Source organism: Pseudomonas sp. S30 (assembly GCF_016518545.1).
Taxonomy (GTDB): domain Bacteria; phylum Pseudomonadota; class Gammaproteobacteria; order Pseudomonadales; family Pseudomonadaceae; genus Aquipseudomonas.
The window spans coordinates 1-23,010 of the sequence record NZ_JACVTO010000037.1 but is presented as its reverse complement, the minus strand read 5'-3'; the positions used below and the strand labels follow the sequence as shown (position 1 = coordinate 23,010).

Sequence of the window (23,010 nt, the reverse complement as noted above, 5' to 3'; positions counted from 1 at the left end):
GCCGTCGTTCACCGTCAAGGTGAACCAGCCGCTTGATCGTGACATGACCGTTACCCTGAGCAACGGCGCGAAAGTGGTTATTGCAGCTGGCCAGACGGAAGTCGAGTACAAAGCGCCTGCGCAGGGCGACGATGTATTCAAGGATTCCGGTTCGCTCACTATCGGCGTGACCGACGCCAGTGTTGCCGGCAAAACCTTCGAGAACCTCGAATTGGGTGGCGCGGCCACCGTACAGATCGCTGACACCGTCAGCGAAGTGGTCGCGACTCTTACTGCCGACAAGCCCACAGTGGCCGAAGGCGGCCAGATTACCTACACCGTCACCCTGACCAACGGCCAAGGCCTCGATGTCACTGGCCATCAGGGTCTGACATTCACGCTTTCGGACGGTACTAAAGTCACTGTTCCGGCGGGCTCTGCTTCCGGCACCTTCACCATCCAGGCGCCGAATGACGTCTACGTGGGCGGTCAGCCAAGCATCGTCAACAAGCTCGAGTCGGTTACAGGCGCAGACAACTTCGAAAAACTGACCTTGGGTCAGGCCGAAGTCAAAACCGATGTCACCGATGAGCCCGGTACTGGCACTCCTGGAACTGGCAACGAAGGCGACAAAGTTTCCGTAACCATCGCCAGCAACGGCAATGTCACCGAAGATCAACAGCCGTCGTTCACCGTCAAGGTGAACCAGCCGCTTGACCGTGATATGACCGTTACCCTGAGCAACGGCGCCAAAGTGGTCATTGCTGCCGGCCAAACCGAAGTTGAGTACAAAGCGCCTGCGCAAGGCGACGATGTATTCAAGGACTCCGGTTCGCTCACCGTCGGCGTGACCGACGCCAGCGTTGCCGGCAAAACCTTCGAGAACCTGGAGCTCGGCAGTGCGGCCACCGTACAGATCGCTGACACCATTAGCGAAGTGGTCGCGACGCTTACTGCTGACAAACCCACTGTGGCCGAAGGCGGTCAGATCACTTACACCGTGACATTGACCAACGGTCAGGGCCTCGATGTCACTGGCCACCAAGGCCTGACATTCACGCTTTCGGACGGCACTAAAGTTACCGTTCCGGCTGGGTCTGCTTCCGGCACGTTCACCATCCAAGCGCCGAACGACGTGTATGTGGGCGGTCAGCCTTCGATCGTGAACAAGCTGGAATCCGTCACCGGCGCAGACAACTTCGAAAAACTCACCCTGGGCGATAATTCCGTTACCACCACGGTGACTGACGAACCAGGCACTGGTACTCCAGGTACTGGCAACGAAGGTGACAAAGTTTCCGTCACCATCGCCAGCAACGGTAATGTCACCGAAGATCAACAGCCGTCGTTCACCGTGAAAGTGAATCAGGCGCTCGATCGCGATATGACTGTCACGCTGAGCAATGGCGCCAAAGTGGTCATCGCAGCTGGCCAGACTGAAGTCGAGTACAAAGCGCCTGCCCAAGGTGACGATGTATTCAAGGATTCCGGTTCCCTCACCGTCGGCGTGACCGATGCCAGCGTTGCCGGCAAAACCTTCGAGAACCTCGAATTGGGTGGCGCAGCGACGGTTCAGATCGCTGACACCATCAGCGAAGTGGTCGCGACGCTTACTGCCGACAAACCTACTGTCGCCGAAGGCGGTCAGATCACCTACACCGTCACGTTGACCAATGGCCAGGGCCTCGATGTCACTGGCCACCAAGGCCTGACGTTCACGCTTTCGGACGGTACTAAAGTCACCGTTCCGGCTGGCTCTGCTTCCGGCACCTTCACCATCCAAGCGCCGAACGACGTGTATGTCGGTGGTCAGCCTTCGATCGTGAATAAGCTGGAATCCGTCACCGGCGCAGACAACTTCGAAAAACTCACCCTGGGCGATAATTCCGTTACCACCACGGTGACTGACGAACCAGGCACTGGCACTCCAGGTACTGGCAACGAAGGTGACAAAGTTTCCGTCAGCATCGCTAGCAACGGTAACGTCACCGAAGATCAACGGCCGTCGTTCACCGTCAAAGTGAACCAGCCGCTTGACCGTGACATGACCGTGACTCTGAGCAACGGCGCGAAAGTTGTAATCGCTGCCGGCCAGACTGAAGTCGAGTACAAAGCGCCTGCGCAGGGCGACGATGTCTTCAAAGACTCCGGCTCGCTCACCGTCGGTGTAACCGATGCTAGCGTTGCCGGCAAAACCTTCGAGAACCTGGAGCTCGGCGGTGCGGCTACTGTACAGATCGCTGACACCATTAGCGAAGTGGTCGCGACTCTTACTGCTGACAAACCAACTGTGGCCGAAGGCGGCCAGATCACTTACACCGTCACGTTGACCAACGGCCAAGGCCTTGATGTCACTGGCCACCAAGGCCTGACGTTCACGCTTTCGGACGGTACTAAAGTCACTGTTCCCGCTGGGTCTTCCTCTGGCACGTTCACCATCCAAGCCCCGAACGACGTCTACGTCGGCGGTCAACCAAGCATCGTCAACAAGCTCGAGTCGGTTACAGGCGCAGACAACTTCGAAAAACTGACTTTGGGTCAGTCCGAAGTCAGAACTGATGTCACCGATGAGCCCGGTACTGGCACTCCAGGCACTGGTAACGAAGGCGACAAAGTTTCCGTCACCATCGCTAGCAACGGCAATGTCACCGAAGATCAGCAGCCATCGTTCACCGTCAAGGTGAACCAGCCGCTTGATCGTGACATGACCGTCACCCTAACCAACGGCGCGAAAGTTGTAATCGCTGCCGGCCAGACTGAAGTCGAGTACAAGGCACCTGCGCAGGGCGACGACGTATTCAAAGACTCGGGCTCGCTCACCGTCGGCGTGACCGATGCCAGCGTTTCTGGCAAAACCTTCGAGAACCTGGAGCTCGGCGGAGCAGCGACGGTCCAGATCGCTGACACCATCAGCGAAGTGGTCGCGACTCTCACCGCTGACAAAACCGCGGTCACTGAAGGCGGCACCGTTACCTACACCGTCACCTTGAGCAATGCCCAAGGCCTGTCGGTTACCGGTCACCAAGGTCTGGTCTTCACCCTGAGCGACGGCACCAAGGTCAATGTCGCCGCTGGCAGCGCCACCGGCACCGCCACCATCACCGTTAAAGACGACGTCTATGTCGGTGGCCAGCCAAACATCGTCAACAAAATCGAGTCCGTCACCGGTGGCGACAACTTCGAGAAGTTGACACTGGGTAGCAACTCGATCACTACCACCGTTTCCGACGAACCAGGCTCGGGTACTCCAGGTTCTGGCAACGAAGGCGACAAAGTCTCCGTCACCATCGCCAGTAACGGTAACGTCACCGAAGACCAACAGCCGTCGTTCACCGTCAAAGTGAACCAGCCGCTTGATCGTGACATGACCGTTACCCTGAGCAACGGCGCGAAAGTTGTAATTGCTGCCGGCCAGACTGAAGTCGAGTACAAGGCACCTGCTCAAGGCGATGATGTCTTCAAGGACTCCGGTTCGCTCACCGTCGGCGTGACCGATGCCAGCGTTGCCGGCAAAACCTTCGAGAACCTCGAATTGGGTGGCGCAGCGACCGTGCAAATCGCTGACACCATCAGCGAAGTCGTCGCGACTCTCACCGCTGACAAAACAGCGGTCACTGAAGGCGGCACCGTTACCTACACCGTTACCTTGAGCAATGCCCAGGGTCTGTCGGTAACCGGTCACCAGGGCTTGGTCTTTACCTTGAGCGATGGCACCAAGGTGAACGTCGCAGCTGGGAGTGCCACCGGCACCGCCACCATCACCGCGAAAGACGATGTCTACGTCGGTGGCCAGCCAAACATCGTCAACAAAATCGAGTCCGTCACCGGTGGCGATAACTTCGAGAAGCTGACACTGGGCAGCAACTCGATCACCACTACCGTTTCCGACGAGCCGGGCTCAGGCATTCCTGGTACTGGCAACGAAGGTGACAAAGTTTCCGTCACCATCGCTAGCAACGGTAATGTCACCGAAGATCAACAACCGTCGTTTACCGTCAAGGTGAACCAGCCGCTTGATCGTGACATGACCGTTACCCTGAGCAACGGCGCGAAAGTTGTAATTGCTGCCGGCCAGACTGAAGTCGAGTACAAGGCACCTGCTCAAGGCGATGATGTCTTCAAGGACTCCGGTTCGCTCACCGTCGGCGTGACCGATGCCAGCGTTGCCGGCAAAACCTTCGAGAACCTCGAATTGGGTGGCGCAGCGACCGTGCAAATCGCTGACACCATCAGCGAAGTGGTCGCGACTCTCACCGCTGACAAAACAGCGGTCACTGAAGGCGGCACCGTTACCTACACCGTTACCTTGAGCAATGCCCAGGGTCTGTCGGTAACCGGTCACCAGGGCTTGGTCTTTACCTTGAGCGATGGCACCAAGGTGAACGTCGCAGCTGGGAGTGCCACCGGCACCGCCACCATCACCGCGAAAGACGATGTCTACGTCGGTGGCCAGCCAAACATCGTCAACAAAATCGAGTCCGTCACCGGTGGCGATAACTTCGAGAAGCTGACACTGGGCAGCAACTCGATCACCACTACCGTTTCCGACGAGCCGGGCTCGGGTACTCCAGGCACTGGCAATCAGGGAGACAAGGTCTCCGTCACCATCGTCAGCAATGGCGATGTCAACGAAGCCCAGCAACCGAGCTTCACCGTCAAGGTGAACCAGGTTCTGGACCGCGATCTCAGCGTAACCCTCAGCAATGGCGCCAAAGTCACCATCGCTGCGGGCCAGACCCAAGTCGAGTACAAGGCGCCTGCGCAGGGCGACGACGTGTTCAAAGATTCCGGTTCACTCACTGTTGGTGTAACCGACGCCAGCGTTGCTGGCAAAACCTTCGAGAACCTCGAATTGGGTGGCGCGGCCACCGTTCAGATTGCTGACACCATCAGCGAAGTGGTCGCGACTCTCACCGCTGATAAAACAGCGGTTACTGAAGGCGGCACCGTTACCTACACCGTTACCTTGAGCAATGCCCAGGGTCTGTCGGTAACCGGTCACCAGGGCTTGGTCTTTACCTTGAGCGATGGCACCAAGGTGAACGTCGCAGCTGGGAGTGCCACCGGCACCGCCACCATCACCGCGAAAGACGACGTCTACGTCGGCGGCCAGCCAAACATCGTCAACAAAATCGAGTCCGTCACCGGTGGCGATAACTTCGAGAAGCTGACACTGGGCAGCAACTCGATCACCACTACCGTTTCCGACGAGCCGGGCTCGGGTACTCCTGGCACTGGCAACCAAGGTGACAAGGTCTCCGTCACCATCGTCAGCAATGGCGATGTCAACGAAGCTCAACAGCCAAGCTTCACCGTCAAGGTGAACCAGGTGCTGGACCGCGACCTCAGCGTGACCCTCAGCAATGGCGCGAAAGTCACCATCGCTGCGGGCCAGACCCAAGTCGAGTACAAGGCACCCGCTCAGGGCGATGACGTATTCAAGGATTCCGGTTCACTCACTGTTGGTGTAACCGACGCCAGCGTTGCCGGTAAAACCTTCGAGAACCTCGAATTGGGTGGCGCGGCCACCGTTCAGATTGCTGACACCATCAGCGAAGTGGTCGCGACTCTCACCGCTGATAAAACAGCGGTTACTGAAGGCGGCACCGTCACCTACACCGTTACCCTCGCCAACGCCCAAGGCCTGTCGGTTACCGGCCACCAAGGCCTGGTCTTCACCTTGAGCGATGGCACCAAAGTGAACGTGGCCGCTGGCAGCGCCACCGGCACCGCGACCATCACCGCCAAAGACGACGTCTATGTCGGTGGCCAGCCGAACATCGTCAACAAGATCGAATCCGTCACCGGTGGCGACAACTTCGAGAAGCTGACCCTTGGCAGCAACTCGATCACCACCACCGTTTCCGATGAGCCGGGCTCAGGTACTCCAGGTACTGGCAACCAGGGCGACAAAGTTGCCGTTACGATCGTCAGCAATGGCGACGTCAACGAAGCTCAGCAGCCAAGCTTCACCGTCAAGGTGAGCCAAGTGCTGGACCGCGCGCTCACTGTCACGCTCAGTACCGGTGACAAGGTCATCATCGCCGCGGGCCAGACTCAGGTCGAGTACAAAGCCCCGGCCCAGGGTGAAGACGTCTTCAAGGACGCCGGCTCGCTCACCGTAGGGATCACCGACGCCAGCGTATCCGGCAAGACGTTCGAAAACCTCGAATTGGGTGGCGCGGCGACCGTGCAAATCGCTGACACCATCAGCGAAGTGGTCGCCACCCTCACCGCTGATAAAACGGCAGTGACAGAAGGCGGGACCGTTACCTACACCGTCACCTTGAGCAATACCCAAGGCCTGTCGGTCACCGGTCACCAAGGCCTGGTCTTCACCCTGAGCGACGGCACCAAGGTCAACGTGGCCGCTGGCAGCGCCACCGGCACCGCCACAATCACCGCCAAAGACGACGTCTATGTCGGCGGCCAGCCGAACATCGTCAACAAGATCGAATCCGTCACCGGTGGCGACAACTTCGAGAAGCTGACCCTTGGCAGCAACTCGATCACCACCACCGTTTCCGATGAGCCGGGCTCGGGTACTCCTGGCACTGGCAACCAGGGCGACAAGGTCTCCGTCACCATCGTCAGCAATGGCGACGTGAACGAAGCCCAGCAACCGAGCTTCACCGTCAAAGTCAGCCAAGTGCTGGACCGCGACCTCAGCGTGACCCTCAGCAATGGCGCGAAAGTCACCATCGCTGCGGGCCAGACCCAAGTCGAGTACAAGGCGCCTGCGCAGGGCGACGACGTGTTCAAAGATTCCGGTTCACTCACTGTTGGTGTAACCGACGCCAGCGTTGCTGGCAAAACCTTCGAGAACCTCGAATTGGGTGGCGCGGCCACCGTTCAGATTGCTGACACCATCAGCGAAGTGGTCGCGACTCTCACCGCTGATAAAACGGCAGTGACTGAAGGCGGGACCGTCACCTACACCGTTACCTTGAGCAATGCTCAAGGCCTGTCGGTCACCGGTCACCAAGGTCTCACATTCACACTTTCCGACGGCACCAAGGTCAATATCGCCGCGGGCAGCGCCATTGGCACCGCCACCATCACCGCCAAAGACGACGTCTACGTCGGCGGCCAGCCAAATATCGTCAACAAGATCGAGTCCGTCACCGGCGCTGATAACTTCGAGAAGCTGACCCTGGGCAGCAACTCGATCACCACTACCGTCTCCGACGAGCCGGGCGTAGGCACTCCAGGTTCTGGCAACCAAGGCGACAAGGTCTCCGTCACCATCGTCAGCAATGGCGACGTCAACGAAGCTCAGCAGCCAAGCTTCACCGTGAAGGTGAGCCAAGTGCTGGACCGCGCGCTCACTGTCACGCTCAGCACCGGTGATAAGGTCACCATCGCCGCCGGCCAGACTCAGGTCGAGTACAAAGCCCCGGCCCAGGGTGAAGACGTCTTCAAGGACGCCGGCTCGCTCACCGTAGGGATCACCGACGCCAGCGTATCCGGCAAGACCTTCGAAAACCTGGAGCTCGGTGGTAGCGCGACGGTGCAGATCGCCGACACCATCAGCGAGGTCGTCGCCACGCTCACCGCCGACAAGACCAGCGTCGCAGAGGGCGGCATGGTGACCTACACCGTTACCCTCGCCAACGCTCAAGGCCTGTCGGTCACCGGCCACCAAGGCCTGGTCTTCACCCTGAGCGATGGCACCAAGGTGAACGTGGCCGCTGGCAGCGCCACCGGCACCGCGACCATCACCGCCAAGGACGACGTCTACGTTGGCGGCCAGCCAAACATCGTCAACAAGATCGAGTCCGTCACTGGCGGTGAAAGATTCGAAAAACTCACCCTGGGCAGCAACAGCGTGACCACCACGGTCACCGACGAGCCCGGCTCGGGCACGCCTGGCTCGAACAACCAGGGTGACAAGGTCTCCGTCACCATAGTCAGCAATGGCGATGTCAACGAAGCCCAGCAACCAAGCTTCACCGTCAAGGTGAGCCAGGTGCTGGACCGCGATCTCACCGTCAACCTCAGCAACGGTGCCAAGGTCGTCATAGCCGCAGGCCAGACCCAGGTCGAATACAAAGCTCCGGCCCAGGGTGAAGACGTCTTCAAGGACGCCGGCTCGCTCACCGTCGGCATCAACAGCGCCACCGTCGAAGGCAAGACCTTCGAGAACCTCGAGCTCGGCAGCCCGGCGACTCTTCAGATCAGCGACACCATCAGCGAAGTGGTCGCTACGCTCACGGCCGACAAGACCACGGTCACCGAGGGCGGCACCGTCACCTACACCGTGACCCTGAGCAACACCCAGGGCCTGTCGGTGACCGGTCATAACGGCTTGTCCTTCACGTTGACCGATGGCACCAAGGTCAATATTGCCGCAGGCAGCGCCACCGGCACCGCGACCATCACCGCCAAGGACGATGTCTACGTCGGTGGCCAGGCGCCCATCGTTAACAAGCTCGAAGCCGTCGCCGGCGGCGACAACTTCGAGAAGCTGACACTGGGCAGCAACACACTCACCACCACCGTGACCGATGAGCCGAGTGGCCAGGGCGACCTCACCACCGTAAGCATCGGTGGCGACGCGTCGGTGATCGAGGGCGCGACCGCGCACTACACCCTGACCCTGACCAGCCCGTCCAAGACCGACGTCACCGTGACCCTGAGCTACAGCGGCACCGCGACCAACGGCCAGGACTACACTGGCGTGGCCACGGTCAAGATTCCGGCTGGCAGCAGCACCGCCAACTTCGATATCAAGACCATCGACGATCAGCTCGTCGAAGGCTCGGAAAACTTCACCATCAAGATCACCGGCACCAGTGGCGGCGGCTTCGAGAACCTGCAGGTCGATGCCAGCAAGGGCAGCGTGACCACCACCATCATCGACAACGACCATATGCCCGAGTCGACAGGTGGCGCGGTTACCGGTACCGAGGACACCGACTACGTGTTCAAGTGGGGCGACTTCAACGTCACCGATGCCGATGGCAATACCGGCCTGGCAGTGGTCATCAGCAAACTGCCGGACCTGGGCAACCTGAAGTTCTTCAACGGCAGCGCCTGGGTCGACGTCTCGCTGAACCAGACCGTCAGCCAGGCCGACATCGCCGCCGGCAAGCTCAAGTTCGTCCCGCTGGCCAACCAGTCCGGCGTGGACGGTTATGGCGGCACCGGTGTCGGCAACCAGCAAGCCGACTACGCACAGATCAAGTACAAGCCCAACGACGGCACCAACACCGGCAGCGAAGTCACCCTCAAGGTCGATATCGCCCCGGTCGCCGACAAGCCGGACCTGTCCATCGGCAACAACAATGTGCCGTCGATCGGCTTGACCAAGGAGTCCTGGAACAGCCTCACCGGCCTGGGCACCAACGGCAACGGGATCACCGGCGATCAACTCAAGAGCGTGTTCGCCAACTCCGGCAGCGCGAACAAGAGCGAGCAGGTCACGACGGTCGACAGCGCGTCGAACATCAGCCCCGGCACCGGTTCGAAAACGTCGGGCCTGATCTACATGGAGGCCGGCAAGACCTACACCTTCAGCGGTACGGCAGACGACAGCCTGCAGATCGTGGTCGGCGGCAAGAACGTGGCCGGCGGTACCTGGGGCAACGCCAGCGGCGCCATCAGCGGCAGCTTCACCCCAACCACCAGCGGCTATTACACCCTGGAGATCTACAGCGCCAACCAGGCAGGTCCTGGCAGCCTGGATGTGAACATCAAGGTCGGCAACGGCGCGGTCACCGACCTGAGCAGTTCGAACATGGCGCTGTATCCGAACCTGGCATCGATGGCCAGCGCCGGCCTGACCGTGTCCGATCTGCACGGCAGCAATGGCCAGGGTTACTACGACGGCTACAAGCTCAACGAAGGCCGTGAAAACGGTGCCGCCGTCAAGCTGGTGGGCATCAGCACCAATCTGACCGACACCGACGGGTCGGAGACCCTGAGCGTCAAGCTCAGCGGTATCCCGGCAGGCTCCGTGGTCACCGACAATGCCGGCCACAGCTTCACCGTCGGCACCTCGGCGGTGGACGTCACCGGCTGGAACCTCAATAGCCTGGCGATCAAGCCGCCGTCCTACTACAACGGCCAGTTCGACGTGAAGGTCAGCTCGATCTCCAGCGAGAGCGTTGGCGGCAGCACGGCCACCAATGAAGGGACTTTCAAGGTCACGGTCTACCCGCAGAGCTACAGCACCACCAACCTGACCGCCAATTCGGACACTTTCACCGGTACGGATAGCAACGACATCATCGTTTCCGACGTCGCTGGCCTGCACGTGGTACCTGGCCAGGACTACAACATCGCCTTCATCGTCGACACCTCCGGGAGCATGGGCTCCTCGGGCGTGGACGCCGCGAAGAAGTCGCTGGAATCGGTGTTCAAGACCTTGGCGGCCAGCGTCAAGGGCGCCCAGTCGGGTACCGTGAACATCCTGCTCGTGGACTTCGCCACCCAGGTCAAGTCGTCGGTGTCGGTGACGCTCAACGATGCCGGCCTGCAGAAGCTGCAAAGCCAGCTGAGCACCCTCAGCGCCGGTGGCGGTACCAACTACGAGGACGCGTTCAAGACCACGGCCAACTGGTTCCAGGCACTCAAGAGCGCAGGCAGTGCAGGCAGTAACCAGACGTACTTCATCACCGACGGCCAGCCTACCTACTACCAGACCAGCGAGCAGACCAACCCGCGCCTGGGCTACGGCAGCGTGACGCTGGACACCTACCTGTCCTCGATCAACTACAAGATCGGCGACGTGGTCTCGCGCGGTGCCGTTGACAGCAGTACCCGGGTCGATATCGATGCCAATGGGTACATGTCCGTGCAGTACAAATATGGTGCGTACTGGTACAACTACGGTTCGGGGAACATTCATGCCCAAGGCGATGGTACCTACGAGCTGTCCACCCTCGCGGGGACCGGCTACAGCACCGACGCCTCGACCCTGGCCAACTCCAAGGACACGTTCAAGCTGCTGTCGGGGTTGTCCAATGTCGAAGCCATCGGCCTCAACAGCGACGTCAATGCCAGCGACCTGAAGCCCTATGACTCCGACGGCACGCCACAGACCAACATCGACCCGAGCAAGCTGGCGGAGGCCATCCTGGGCCACACCGAGGCGACCACCCCGGGCAACGACACGGTCAATGGCGGCGACGGCAACGACATCATCTTCGGCGACCTGGTGACCTTCGATTCGGTGCCCGGAACCGGCGTGGAAGCGATCCAGGGTTATGTGGCCAACAAGCTGGGCGTGGATGTGGGCGATGTGGATGCGCGGATGATGCACCAGTACGTCACCGAGCATTACACCGAGTTCGACATCTCCCGCAGCAATGACGGTAACGACACGCTCATGGGCGGCGATGGCGACGACATCATCTTCGGCCAGGGCGGTGACGACTACATCGACGGTGGACGCGGCAACGACATCCTCATCGGTGGCACGGGCAACGACACCCTGATCGGCGGTGAAGGCAACGATCTGCTGATTGGCGGTGCCGGCAACGACATCCTGATCGGTGGCAAGGGCGACGACATCCTGATCGGCGGCAGCGGTGCGGACACCTTCGTATGGAAGGCCGGAGACCTGGGCAACGATATCGTCAAGGACTTCAAGAGCAGCGAAGGCGACCGTCTGGACCTGCGCGACCTGCTGCAGGGTGAGAAGGCCAGTACCATCGACAACTTCCTGAAGATCACCACCGTCAACGGCGAGTCGACCCTTCAGGTCAGCAGCGAGGGCAAGCTCAACGCCAGCGGCGGCCTGGCCAATGCCGACGTCAGCATCAAGCTCCAGGGCGTCGACTGGTCGCACACCTCGATCAACTCGTTGATCACCGGTGCCGACCCGACCATCAAGATCGACAACGCCAACAGCTGACGCCCGCCCCTGGCGGCCCTCACCGGCCGTCAGGGATCGATGCTTTCATGTGTGCCGTGCGCGGCGCATACTCGCAGGGCCGCCCCGGCAAAAGCGCTGAACTTTGCCTAGGCTCCTGACAACCAAAAGGAATCATCGTGACGAGGGTCGATGCCATGTTCTACGTGCAACGCGACGCCGACGGCCAGTTGCTGCGGGTAGAAGCTACCCCCTTTGACGAGCACACCGAATCGCTTCCCGCCGACCATGCCGAGATCCAGGAGTGGTTCGCCGACGATGTGGTGGAAAACAGCCTCAAGCAGCTCAAGCAGAGCGACCTGGACATGATACGGGTACTCGAGGACCTGATCGAAGTGCTGACCGCCAAGGGCGTATTCAGCATCACCGACCTGCCACCGGGCGCTCAAGCCAAGCTGCTGAACCGGTCTACGGCGCGCAAGGCGCTGGGGAGTCTGAACAACCTGATCGAGGAAGAGGAAGAAGGCGGGTTGATCTGAGTCCTGCCGCACCCGGAGCGGGTGCGGCTGGCGCCATGGTCACTTCCAGGGGGTCGGCTCGCCCACCAGTTGTCCCTGGATACCCTGCACACCCATTTCGCGCAGTACCTGCAGTTCACCCTCGGTTTCCACCCGTTCGGCAATCAACGGCAAGTCGATACTGTGCGCAGCGCCCTGGATGGCCTCGATGAACAGCCGTTTGTGCCGCTCCTGGTCGATGCTGCGAATGTAGCCACCGTCGATCTTGAGATAGGCCAGGCCCAGGTGCGCCAGGTTGCCGATCATGCTGAAGCGTCCGCCGAAGCGTTGCAGCGCCAGGCCGAAGCCCAGTTCGTGCAGCCGCCGGTTGAGCTTCTCCAGTTGCGATTGATCAGGCAATTGCTCCTCGCCGATCTCGAAGGTCAGGCGCTCGCCCAGTGCAGCGTGCTGCCCCAGCAGCTCGAAGACCCGCTGCAACGCCTTCGGATCGGCCAGCGTGGCAGCCGACAGGTTCAGTGCCAGCGATTGCTGGTGGGTATGCAGATGACCCAGGACCTTCTCCAGCACCAGCAGATCGAGCCGCGGCATCCAGCCGAAGCGCTCCAGCCAGGGCAGGAAGCGTCCGGCTGCCAGGGCCTCGCCCTGCTCGTCGTGCAGGCGCGAGATCACCTTGTGGTGAAGCACTCGCTCCAGCGACTGGCAGTCCACCACCGGTTGGAAGAACAGCTCGAAGCGACCCTCGTTCAGTGCCTGGTCCAGGCGTGAATGCCAGGCGTGATGACTGTCGGCCGCCTGGGCTGCGGCACCCTGCTCCAGGCACACCCAACCCGGCTCCGGTTGGCTCTCTGCACGGGCCAGTGCCTCGTCGGCGAGCTTGAGCAGCGCCTGGGGCGCGTCCCCCGGGTTGAACGGCGCCAGCCCGATGCAGGCCACCGGGTCCACGTCGCTGGCACCGGTCACGTGCAGGCTCTGCAGGGTCGACTCCAGCGCCTGCGCCAGCTGCACCGCTTCCTCATGGACCATGCCCGGCGCCAGCACAGCGAATTCGCCACCACGGCTGCGGGTGATCAGATCCTTGGTCTCCGGATAGCTCGCGCAGGTACGGCGCAGCTGTTCACCCACCGCCTGCAGCAACTGGTCGGTGCGCTGACCGCCCAGGCGTGCGTTGAGACCGGCCAGGTCCTGAACGCGCAGCAACAGCAAATAGCCTGCACGCGCCTCTTCCAGGTTGCTCACCCGCGCAGTGAGCTGCATTTCGAAGTAGCGACGGTTGGCGAGCCCCGTGAGGCTGTCCTGGTACGACTCGACGCGCAGCTTCTCGCTACGCTCGGCTTGCTCGGTGAACAATGCCTGGAGCTTCTCCACCATCTGGTTCATCGCCTGCACCACACGGCGCAGCTCCGGCGTGCGCGGCAGCTCCTGCAGGCTGAGGAACTCCCGACGGGCGATGGCGTGAGACTGCTCCACCATGTAGTCCAGTGGACGCAGCTGACGGCGCAGCAGCAGCGCACCCAGCACCGCACTGACCACCCCACACAGCAGCAGCAGGACCAGGCTGCCCAGGGCGCTCTCCCAGAGCTTGGCCAGCGCGAACATCGGATGGCTGACCACCTCGACCCGCGCCGCCTGCTGCCAGCCACGCATGACGATGGCGTCGCCCCCCGCAGGCTCGAGCCCGATCAGCGCGATGAACCAGCCCGGCACGCCATTGCTGCCAGGCTCGGCATGGCGCTCGACCAGTACTGCACTGGAATCCAGGTCCACGACCTTGATGCTCGAATAGTAACCACTGTCGAAGATCGAGCTGACCATCAGCTCCACCATGGCCGGGTCGTCGATGTTCGGTGTCAACGACAAGGCCAGCGCCGTGGCGGCATCCTGGGCGTGGGAGCGCAGCTGATTGACGTACTGGGTGCGCGAGCTCTCCAGGCTGACCATGAAGCTACCAGTGAAGGCGATGGTCAGGAGCAGGCATATGGCAAGCAGCAATTGTTTGAACAGTGACATCTGTGCTCCTCAGTAGACCGGTTCGGCCGGGAACCCTTCGGCCTGCATTTTCTTCAGCACGTCCTGCCAGCGCGACAGACGCTTGGTATCGCCGACCTTCTTGTTGCCGCTCGCGCCGGTGATCCACAGCCCCTCACCGTTGAAAGCGTACACCGGCAGCAGGTCGTTGCGCTGGCTGGCCGGCTTGATGGCATCCATCAGACTGTCCAGCACCAGAGGTTGTGCCTGCGGATTGGCATAGTAGGTCAGCACCATGTGCGCGCGGTTCAGGCGCAGCGCCTTGACATAGGTGATGCGCAGTTTGTCGGCCGGCACACCCATGCGACGAAGGCTGAAGTACTTGGCGATGGCATAGTCCTCGCAGTCGCCGGCACCCTTGATCAACGACTGCACGGGCGTTGCCCAGTAATCGACCTCGTGCCACAGGTCGATGTCCTCGACATAACGCATCTGCTTGTTGAAGAACAGGTTGACCACCTGCAATTTGTCCAGCTCGCTCCCCTGGTTCTGAGTCGCCATGAGGTGCTGCCAGGCATCGATCCGAACCTGCCCAGCGCCCAGCGGCCCATACAACTGCTGCGCGCGGCGGCTGATCTGGGCGAAGTCCCAATCGGCGTGCAGGCCACCGAGCAGCAAGCAGCCTACCAGCACGGCGAGACCGAGGTGATGCACGAACCGCGTTAGCACTTCAGGTATCGCCACTGCGAACACCCATCCCGAACCCTCGAAAGCCGCGATGGTGCGGCCTGCCCACTTAAAAGACAATGGCACCTTACAATCAATGTGCCATGAAGCGACGGACGATCGAACTCGCCGGCACTGCGTCCCAGGAAAGGTCTGACTTCCCTTGCCCGGTGACTTCATTCACGATAGCCGGATTCCTGGGACGCAGCATTCCATCGCCTCGGTTTGACAACCGACAGCGCGGCTCACTAGGGTTATTGGATCCAATCATCGCTTTCCATCGAGGCAGACTCTGCGTGGCCGAGAAAATCAGACTCCTCAGCGCCGTGCTCGGCAGTGAGCAGGTGCCCGCCCATCTTGCCCGGAGCGTCATCGAGGAGCGTTTGCGCAGCGCCATACTCGACGGCCGCCTGCCGCCGGGCACCGCCCTGCGTCAGGAAGAACTGGCGGGGCTTTTCGGCGTCAGTCGCATGCCGGTCCGCGAAGCGCTGCGTCAGCTGGAGGCGCAATCGCTGCTCAAGGTGATCACCCACAAAGGGGCGGTCGTCGCGCCCCTGATCGGCGAAGATGCCGTCGACACCTACGCCTTGCGAGTGCTGCTCGAAACCGAGGCGCTGCGGCAGTCGATCCCGCACCTGGACGCGGCGGACATCGCGCTGGCTCGCAGCTACATCGAACAGCTCGAGAACGAGACCGCGCATGCTGAAATCGGCCGCCTGAATCGCCTGTTTCACTTGTCGCTGTACTGCAAGGCGACCAATCAAAAGCTGTTGCGCATGATCGAAATCGAGCTGAACGAGGAAGAGCGCTTCCTGCGCTTCCACCTCTCGGCCATGGGGCTGGGCAAGCTGACCCAGGACGATCACATCGCCCTGGTGAACGCCGCCAGTGACAAGCAGGTGGAACAGGCCATCGAGGTTCTGGAAAAGCATCTGAACACGGCTGCGCTCACCATCAGGCGTTACCTGAGCGCGCAAGTCGCCAAGTGAACCCCCTACCGTCACGGCCACACGCCCAACCGGTCAGCAGACCCGGTACCCACCGGGATCAAGGACAGACAGTGCACGTCCAGAACCCATCGGCACCCGCACACGCCGGGTCGACCCCGAGAATTCGCCTGATCTGCCTCGCCTGCAGCCAGCAGCATCTGGACCAGTACCGGGCCTGGGCCTATGCCCTGAGCGAACCGGTCGAACTGATCGCCGTGGACATCCAACGCCAGGCCGAGTGCGCCCCCTGCGATCCGCTGCAAGGCCCCTCCGCGCTTACCCGCACCCTGGCCGAGTACCTGCACCCGTATCTGGGCGAACCCCACGCCGTGTTCGGCCAACGACTCGGCGCGCACAGGGCATTCGAACTCGTGCAGTTGGCAGAGCGGGAATATCCCGGTCAGACTCGCCATTTGTTTGTTTCCAGCTGTGACAGCCCAGAGGTCACCGAGCCCGGTGCCAGCAACCACGCCATCCACGTGCCGATGACCGTGCTCTATCCAGCAGGCTCACTGCCAGGAACGCTGGGATGGCATGCTTTCGTGCGCCGCGAGCTGGAACTGATCGAGCTGCCGGAACCCTCGGCCGATCCCTCGTTCCTGGATCAGAGGCTGGTGCGAATCTTCAATACTCACCTCGGCCTGCTCAGTTTCTGAGCGCTCGCGCTCCTCTGAGCCACCCCTTCCTCCCCTCTTCGTTCCAGCGCGCTGCCAAAGGCCGTGGCAGTGCGCGGCGTTTGGCCCCAATCTAGTCGCGCCGCGACTGCTGATCGTCCTGCCAAGGGCCAGGTCGCGGACCTTCCATACACCCGCAGAAGGAGTCTGATACCGGGGCAATGGGCCGCGTGGCGATCAGCCGCCCCTGGACAGCGAACATATTCCGCAGGGCCATTCATCAGTGCTTCGAGTGAGGCATTCACTCAACTAAAGTTTTTCGATTCTAGCAATTGGAAGGAGCACTTATTGCCTAAATAAAACTTGAGAAAAGTTTTGTTCAGGCCCTTGCGCCCAGCAGTTTTCAACTATCAAAAATATATAAAAAAATATTTGCCGGAAACTTCTAAGTTGATCTAACTTTCATGTCGCCGACGCCCGAAACCTATGAGATTCACCACACATCAGTCATGTCGGGCGCGGCCAGACCACCGACGCTGCTCAATCACCGAATTCAGTTCGGGGGCTTCGTTCGCCCGCTACTTGGCCGAATGATTGGCAGCGCGGTAACACGCCGTCGAACTTTCATGAAGGGTATCAACCATGCAGCTGTTGAAAGATACGCTCTACGAGTGCAAACACTCCCTTTCCCGGCACCCGATCTTTTCAGAGATCGATTCTCTGGAAACTTTGCGGCGATTCATGGAAACCCATGTATTCGCTGTCTGGGATTTCATGTCGTTGACCAAGCGCCTGCAACAGGAGCTGACGTGCGTACGTCTGCCTTGGCTGCCACCGGCAGATCCAGCCGCCGCCCGCCTGATCAATGAAATCGTACTGGGTGAGGAGTCCGACGATGGCTTGCAAGAGGGGCACTACAGCCACTTCGAGCTCTATCTGGACGCCATGCGCGAGGTCGGTGCCAGCACCCAGGCCATCGAGCGCTTCGTCAGCCTGCAGCAGCAGGGTGTCGATCACGCCACGGCCCTGCGCCAGTCAGGCGCCAGCGAGGCAGCCCGGCGCTTCGTCGGCGACACGCTCGAGGTAGCGCTGAAAGCACCGGCGCATCGCGTCGCCGCTGCCTTCCTGCATGGACGCGAGAGCGTCATCCCGGCGATGTTCCAGCAGATTCTCGACGCCTGGGGCATCGATCGCACCCAGGCGCCGACCTTCCGCTACTACCTGCAGCGGCACATCGAAGTGGATTCGGAAGATCACGGCCCGGCCGCGGAGGCATTGCTGGCGCGCCTGGTGGCCGGCGACGCGCAGCGTCAGCAGGAGGTCTACCAGGCCGCGATCGCCGCAGTGCAAAGCCGCATGGCGCTGTGGGATGGCCTGCGCGCCTCGCTGCAAGTGCCAGCCGTCGAGGTAGCGCCATGAACGCTCTCGACTATCGCTCGTTTGCCGACGCCTGGGAGGAGCGCGCCACCATCCGCACTCGACCACGACGCCGGGTGGAGAACGACCAGCGCCTGATCTACCCGCTCAGCCGTCAACCCCTGGTGCTCAGCGCCAGTTTTCAGGAGGGCTGTGCGCACCTGCGCGATTTCGTGCTGGTGCAGAGCCTCTACAAGTTCATCAATGATGTGGTGATTTTCGAAACCGAGATCGTCGACCGCACCGCCCGGCGCATCGCCAAGGACCGCTTCGCCGTACGGTTTCCCTTCGCCTGCCGCTACGACGCCATGACCGTGGTGGTCGACGAGGACTACCACGCGCTGGTGGCCATGGACTTCCTGCAACAGACCATCGCCCTGACCGGGATCGAGCCTATCGCCCTGCCAGGCGAGATCGAACTCAGCCGCGCCATTCCCGCCGTGCTGTCCCAGGTGCCAGAAAGCCTGCGCGACCCGCTTGAGCTGATTTGCGTGGGCATCGCCGAGAACACCCTGACCGATGACGTGGCCGCCTTCGCCCGCGACGATACGGTCAAGCCCTCGGTCAAGGGGCTGATGGCCGACCACCTGCTGGACGAAGGACGCCACTCAAGCTTTTGGTCACGCCTGACCCGAATCTACTGGCAGGCGGCGGCCGAGCACGAGCGCCAGGCATTGGCAGACGTGCTGCCGGATTTTCTCGAGCAGTACCTGACCAACGATATCCAGCAGGCCTTCGACCTCAGCCTGATCGAGGCCTTGCCAGTCGCCGAACCCCTGCGTCACGCCCTGCGCGAGGAAACCCTCGGCCTGGCCTATCCGATCAACCACCAGCATCCGCTGCTGAGCAACATCCTGCGCTTTTTTCGCGCCAGCTCGATGCTCGAATCGCCGTGTGTGCAACACGCCCTGCGCGGTTATCTGCCCTGAGGAGAGGCCCCATGCGACGTCTGGACATAGTGATGGTCGGCACCAGCGCTGCGCTGCGCGCAATGGCCCGGCTGCTCGACGAACACGGCCATGCAGTCCTGCTGGCCGAAGCACCGACCGCGCTGCACAGAGCGCTGGACGGCGTGCATTCAGTGGTACTGGAGGACGGCAGCCTGACGCTCTGCGCCAGCGACTGGCAAGGACTCGGCGCTACCCCCGTGCTCAGGCTGCGCCTGGGTACCCGCCACGCCCAACCCCTGCCACTTCTCGAACTGTTGTGCGGATGGGGGACCGCCAACGCCCAACGGCTCATCGTCAGCACGGCGATCGCCTCGCCTGCTTCGGGCAATGGCCAGGAACTGGTGCAAGAGGCCCAAAGCGCTCTCATCGAACAGGTCATCCTGCTGCTCGCTCGACTGGCCCGCGACGCTCGCGCCCTGGACGACCTGCCCACGGTCGCTGCCGGACTGCACGAGCGCGAACATGACCTGCACTGGCTGCAGACACTGGCCTTCCATCATCCCTTCAACGGTACGTACGATGCCGATCTGCTGGACCAGGCCGACTGCGGGCTGATGGAAAGCCTCGAGCGGAGCCTGCGTCACTGGGCCGAGGGTTCGGCCCTGAACCAGAACGGCCAGCTCACCCGCTATTGCGAGTTGCACGCTCAGGCCGCAGCGGTGCAGCAGGCGTTGCGGCCCTGGTTGAACGCCGAGCCAGGACAGCCTGTGGTGGTCGGCGTGTGCATGAGCAAGTCGCCGCTGCTCTATGCGAGTCTCCTGGCAATCCTGGGATGCGGGGCCATCTACCTGCCGCTGGATCCTGGAACACCCGCCGATAGGCGTCGGCGCATCCTGGAAGATGCCGGAGCCCCCGTGCTGCTGCACGACGGCCAAATGACCGCGCAGGGGGCGGCGCTCGACCTGCGTGAATTGCCTCCGATCGAAGGCCCATTGCCCTCGCTGCAACAATGGCCCGCCGAGCCCGATCGAGCATGCGTGGCGATCTATACCTCCGGCACCACCGGCCAGCCCAAGGGCGTGCTGCTCAGCCAACGCAACCTCATGCATTTCACCGCCTGGTATCGCCGGCATGTCGATCTGCAGGAGAGCAGCCGTGTGTTGCAGTTCTCGACCATCGGCTTCGACGCCTCTCTACTGGATATTCTGCCGACCTTCCTGTGTGGCGCGCAGTTGGTGATCCCCGACGAGGATCAACGGCGCGACCCGCAACGGTTGCTCGAACTTATCCACAGCCAATCCGTCAGCCATGCCTTCCTGCCCCCGGCACTGCTGAGCATCCTGCCCGCCGGCTCGCCCATCGGTCTGCGACACCTGATCACCGGTGGCGATGTGTGCGAGCCGCAGGTGATCGCCCGCTACAGTCGACAGTGCCGGATGCATAACATCTACGGCCCGACCGAGGCTACGGTACTGGCGAGCACCTGTACGTTCGAACCTGAGGCAAGCAATCGTCGCCTCGGCAAGCCGATCGCCAATACCCAGGTGTTCATCCTCGACGAGGCCCTGACGCCCGTCCTTGAGGAAACGCCCGGCGAGCTTTACCTGTGTGGACCGGGTGTCGGGCTGGGCTATCTGAACAATCCACCGCTGACCGACGAGCGCTTCGTCAGCCTCGTCCTGCCCGATGGACGCGCGCTGCGCGCCTACCGCACCGGCGACATCGGCAAGTGGACCGAACACGGCATCGAGTTGTGCGGTCGCCGGGACAACCAGGTGAAGATCCGCGGCTTTCGCGTCGAGCCCGAGGAAATCGAGCATTGCCTGCGCGCCAGCGGCCTTTACCGCCAGCTCGCCGTGGTCATCGATGAGCGCAAGAGAGTGCTCGCGTTCGCGGCGCAGCCCTTGCACGACGACGCCCTGGCCGCCTTGCGCGAGCATGCCCGGGCGCAGTTGCCCGACTACATGCAACCGGTGTTCTACCAGGTGCTCGACTCAATGCCCTACACAGTCAACGGCAAGGTCGATCGGCAAGCGCTGCGCACACGACCGCTGGACATTCCAGCCGCTTCACGCATCGCCCCGACCACGGCCACCGAGCACCGTCTTGTGAGCCTGTGGAGCGAATTGCTCGAACTGCCCGAGACCGACATTTCCACCGACGACAGCTTCTTCAACCTTGGCGGGCACTCGATCCTGTTGTCGCGCCTGCTGCTGGAGATTCGCCAGCAGTTCGGTCGTGGCGTGATCATCAACCGCTTCATCGAGCAGCCTACCCTGCAACGCCTGGCAGCACTGCTCGAGGGGCAGGCTGACGATCTGCGCACTGACCTGCAGCGCCTGGAGCACGATGCCAATCGTGCGCTGAACCTTCAGGTACTACCGCTAGAGGCGATGGGTGATGTGCACCGGGTCATCGTGACAGGTGCCAACAGCTTCCTTGGAGTTCACCTGGTCGAAGCCCTGCTCGACTGGGGCGCCACGGAAGTCGCGTGCCTGGTGCGCAAGGATGCCAAGCATTCGGCCACTGAACGATTCGCCCAGGCAGTCGCGGACAATCGCCTGGCACTCGATCCGACGCGGGTGCGGGTGCTGGACGCCGATCTACGCCAGCCACGCCTGGGGCTGAGCGAGGCGGACTACGACGATCTGGACCTGAACTACGGCGCATTGCTGCATAACGCCGCCCAGGTGAACCACGTGCTCGATTACCAGGCGCTGGCCCTGGACAACATCGAGCCCTTGTTCGAGTGCTTGCGACTCTGCGAGGGCCGCCGCAAGAAGGTCTTCAATTTCGTCTCCACCCTCTCGGCCTGTAGCGCAGTGGACGACGCCGGCCGGGTGCTGGAACAGGACCCGAGCCCTTGCGCGCCGATCTATCTGCGCAATGGCTACAACCTCAGCAAATGGGTCGGCGAACGAATCCTGCAGCGCGCGCGGCTGGCAGGTGTACGGGTCAACCTGTTCCGACCCGGCAACATCAGCTTCGACAGCCGCACGGGTGTCTGCCAGCCACAGCGCAATCGCCTGATGCTGATGCTCAAGGGCTCGCTGCAACTCGGGCAGGTTCCGCACCTGGATATCGACTTCGACCTCATGCCGGTGGACTTTCTGGCGCGCTTCATGGCGTTCCACAGCGTTCGCTATGACCCAGCCCGTTGCGTCTTCAACTTGCACAACCCCGAGCCGTTGCGTTGGCAGGACTATCTGGCGGCCTTGCGCTCATACGGCCATGCCTTCGAGGTGGTGGACGTGGCGCAGTGGCAGCGTCAGCTGGGACGAGTCGATCGCGACAACGCCTTGTACGACGTCCTGGGCTTCTACCTGGAAGGCTTCGAGGAAGACATCGGCGATATCTCGCACATCGAACACGGCAACGCCAGAGAAGGCGTGCGCCGCATGGGGACTTGCTACCCGAGCAAGAACACGGCGCTGCTGCATCGCGGCTGCCGTTATCTCAGCGACATCGGCTTCCTTTGATTCTTTGATCATTCACCACGACAGGAGCGACACCACATGCAAGCACTCACCCCAGACACCCTGATCCGCCATCCTGAAGGTTGCCGGGTCGTCTCCAGTGTCGATGTACCCGCAGCGGCAGGCGCGGTATGGAACATCGTCGGCAACTTTGCCGGTTTCCCGGTCTTCATTCCGGCCCTGGCCCATATCGAGATGACCGGAAGCGGCGTGCGCTCGGTGCGCAAGAAGCTGTTCAAGGACGGCAACGTCGTCATCGAGCAGTTGAACTCACGGGACGAAGACATGATGCAGATGACCTGGAGCCTGATCTATACCAGTCTCAACATCGGCAATTTGTGGGCGGCGATGCAGGTAGAGAAGACGGGCCCAAATAGCAGCCGCGCGACCTGGACCATCCAGGCAGAACCCTGGGAAGGGGAGCCACACACGTTGCCGGCGTTCCAGGCGTTTCTGCAGGGCTTCGCCGACGACGCGATGAGCAACGTGCGTAACCTGCTGAGCTGATCGGCACCCTGTACCAGAAAGACAAAACCCCTATCTGCTCGCGCAGATAGGGGTTTTGCGAAATGAATCTTGACGATGACCTACTCTCACATGGGGAAACCCCACACTACCA

Annotated in this window: 10 protein-coding genes; 8 read left to right on the top strand and 2 right to left on the bottom strand. The window is 61.6% G+C overall.

The window, feature by feature from the left end:
- Together IAE34_RS23890 and IAE34_RS23885 are read left to right on the top strand one after the other, a co-directional pair.
- Positions 1-11,839, top strand: an 11,839-nt coding sequence (locus IAE34_RS23890) for an immunoglobulin-like domain-containing protein (RefSeq protein WP_325101015.1), incomplete at its 5' end; no start/stop codon positions are given.
- A gap of 155 nt (positions 11,840-11,994) precedes the next feature.
- Positions 11,995-12,336, top strand: a complete 342-nt coding sequence (locus IAE34_RS23885) for a tryptophan synthase subunit beta (protein WP_200141425.1) — start codon at positions 11,995-11,997, stop codon at positions 12,334-12,336.
- Between the two features lie 39 nt (positions 12,337-12,375).
- Here the strand turns inward: IAE34_RS23885 and lapD are convergent, their stop codons facing one another.
- Both lapD and lapG read right to left on the bottom strand, forming a co-directional pair.
- The gene (gene lapD, locus IAE34_RS23880) at positions 12,376-14,322 is read right to left on the bottom strand and encodes a cyclic di-GMP receptor LapD (protein ID WP_200141424.1); all 1,947 of its coding nucleotides are present in this window, start codon (positions 14,320-14,322) and stop codon (positions 12,376-12,378) included.
- Positions 14,323-14,331: 9 nt separating this feature from the next.
- The gene (lapG, locus tag IAE34_RS23875; protein ID WP_200141423.1) at positions 14,332-15,093 is read right to left on the bottom strand and encodes a cysteine protease LapG; all 762 of its coding nucleotides are present in this window, start codon (positions 15,091-15,093) and stop codon (positions 14,332-14,334) included.
- A 209-nt stretch (positions 15,094-15,302) separates the two neighbouring features.
- Here lapG and IAE34_RS23870 point away from each other — a divergent pair, with 209 nt between their 5' ends.
- From IAE34_RS23870 to IAE34_RS23845, 6 genes are all read left to right on the top strand, one after another.
- A complete protein-coding gene (locus IAE34_RS23870) occupies positions 15,303-15,995 on the top strand; it encodes a GntR family transcriptional regulator (protein ID WP_200141422.1) in 693 nt (230 codons plus the stop codon).
- A 71-nt stretch (positions 15,996-16,066) separates the two neighbouring features.
- The gene (locus IAE34_RS23865; RefSeq protein ID WP_200141421.1) at positions 16,067-16,651 is read left to right on the top strand and encodes a thioesterase domain-containing protein; all 585 of its coding nucleotides are present in this window, start codon (positions 16,067-16,069) and stop codon (positions 16,649-16,651) included.
- A 600-nt stretch (positions 16,652-17,251) separates the two neighbouring features.
- Positions 17,252-18,028, top strand: a complete 777-nt coding sequence (locus IAE34_RS23860; RefSeq protein ID WP_200141420.1) for a DUF3050 domain-containing protein — start codon at positions 17,252-17,254, stop codon at positions 18,026-18,028.
- Entirely contained in the window at positions 18,025-18,954 is a 930-nt protein-coding gene (locus IAE34_RS23855) for a diiron oxygenase (protein ID WP_200141419.1), read from the top strand. The genes IAE34_RS23860 and IAE34_RS23855 overlap by 4 nt, the downstream gene beginning before the upstream one ends.
- Before the next feature lie 11 nt (positions 18,955-18,965).
- Entirely contained in the window at positions 18,966-22,394 is a 3,429-nt protein-coding gene (locus tag IAE34_RS23850; protein ID WP_200141418.1) for an amino acid adenylation domain-containing protein, read from the top strand.
- A gap of 36 nt (positions 22,395-22,430) precedes the next feature.
- The gene (locus tag IAE34_RS23845) at positions 22,431-22,898 is read left to right on the top strand and encodes an SRPBCC family protein (RefSeq protein ID WP_200141417.1); all 468 of its coding nucleotides are present in this window, start codon (positions 22,431-22,433) and stop codon (positions 22,896-22,898) included.
- The last annotated feature ends 112 nt before the right edge of the window (positions 22,899-23,010 follow it).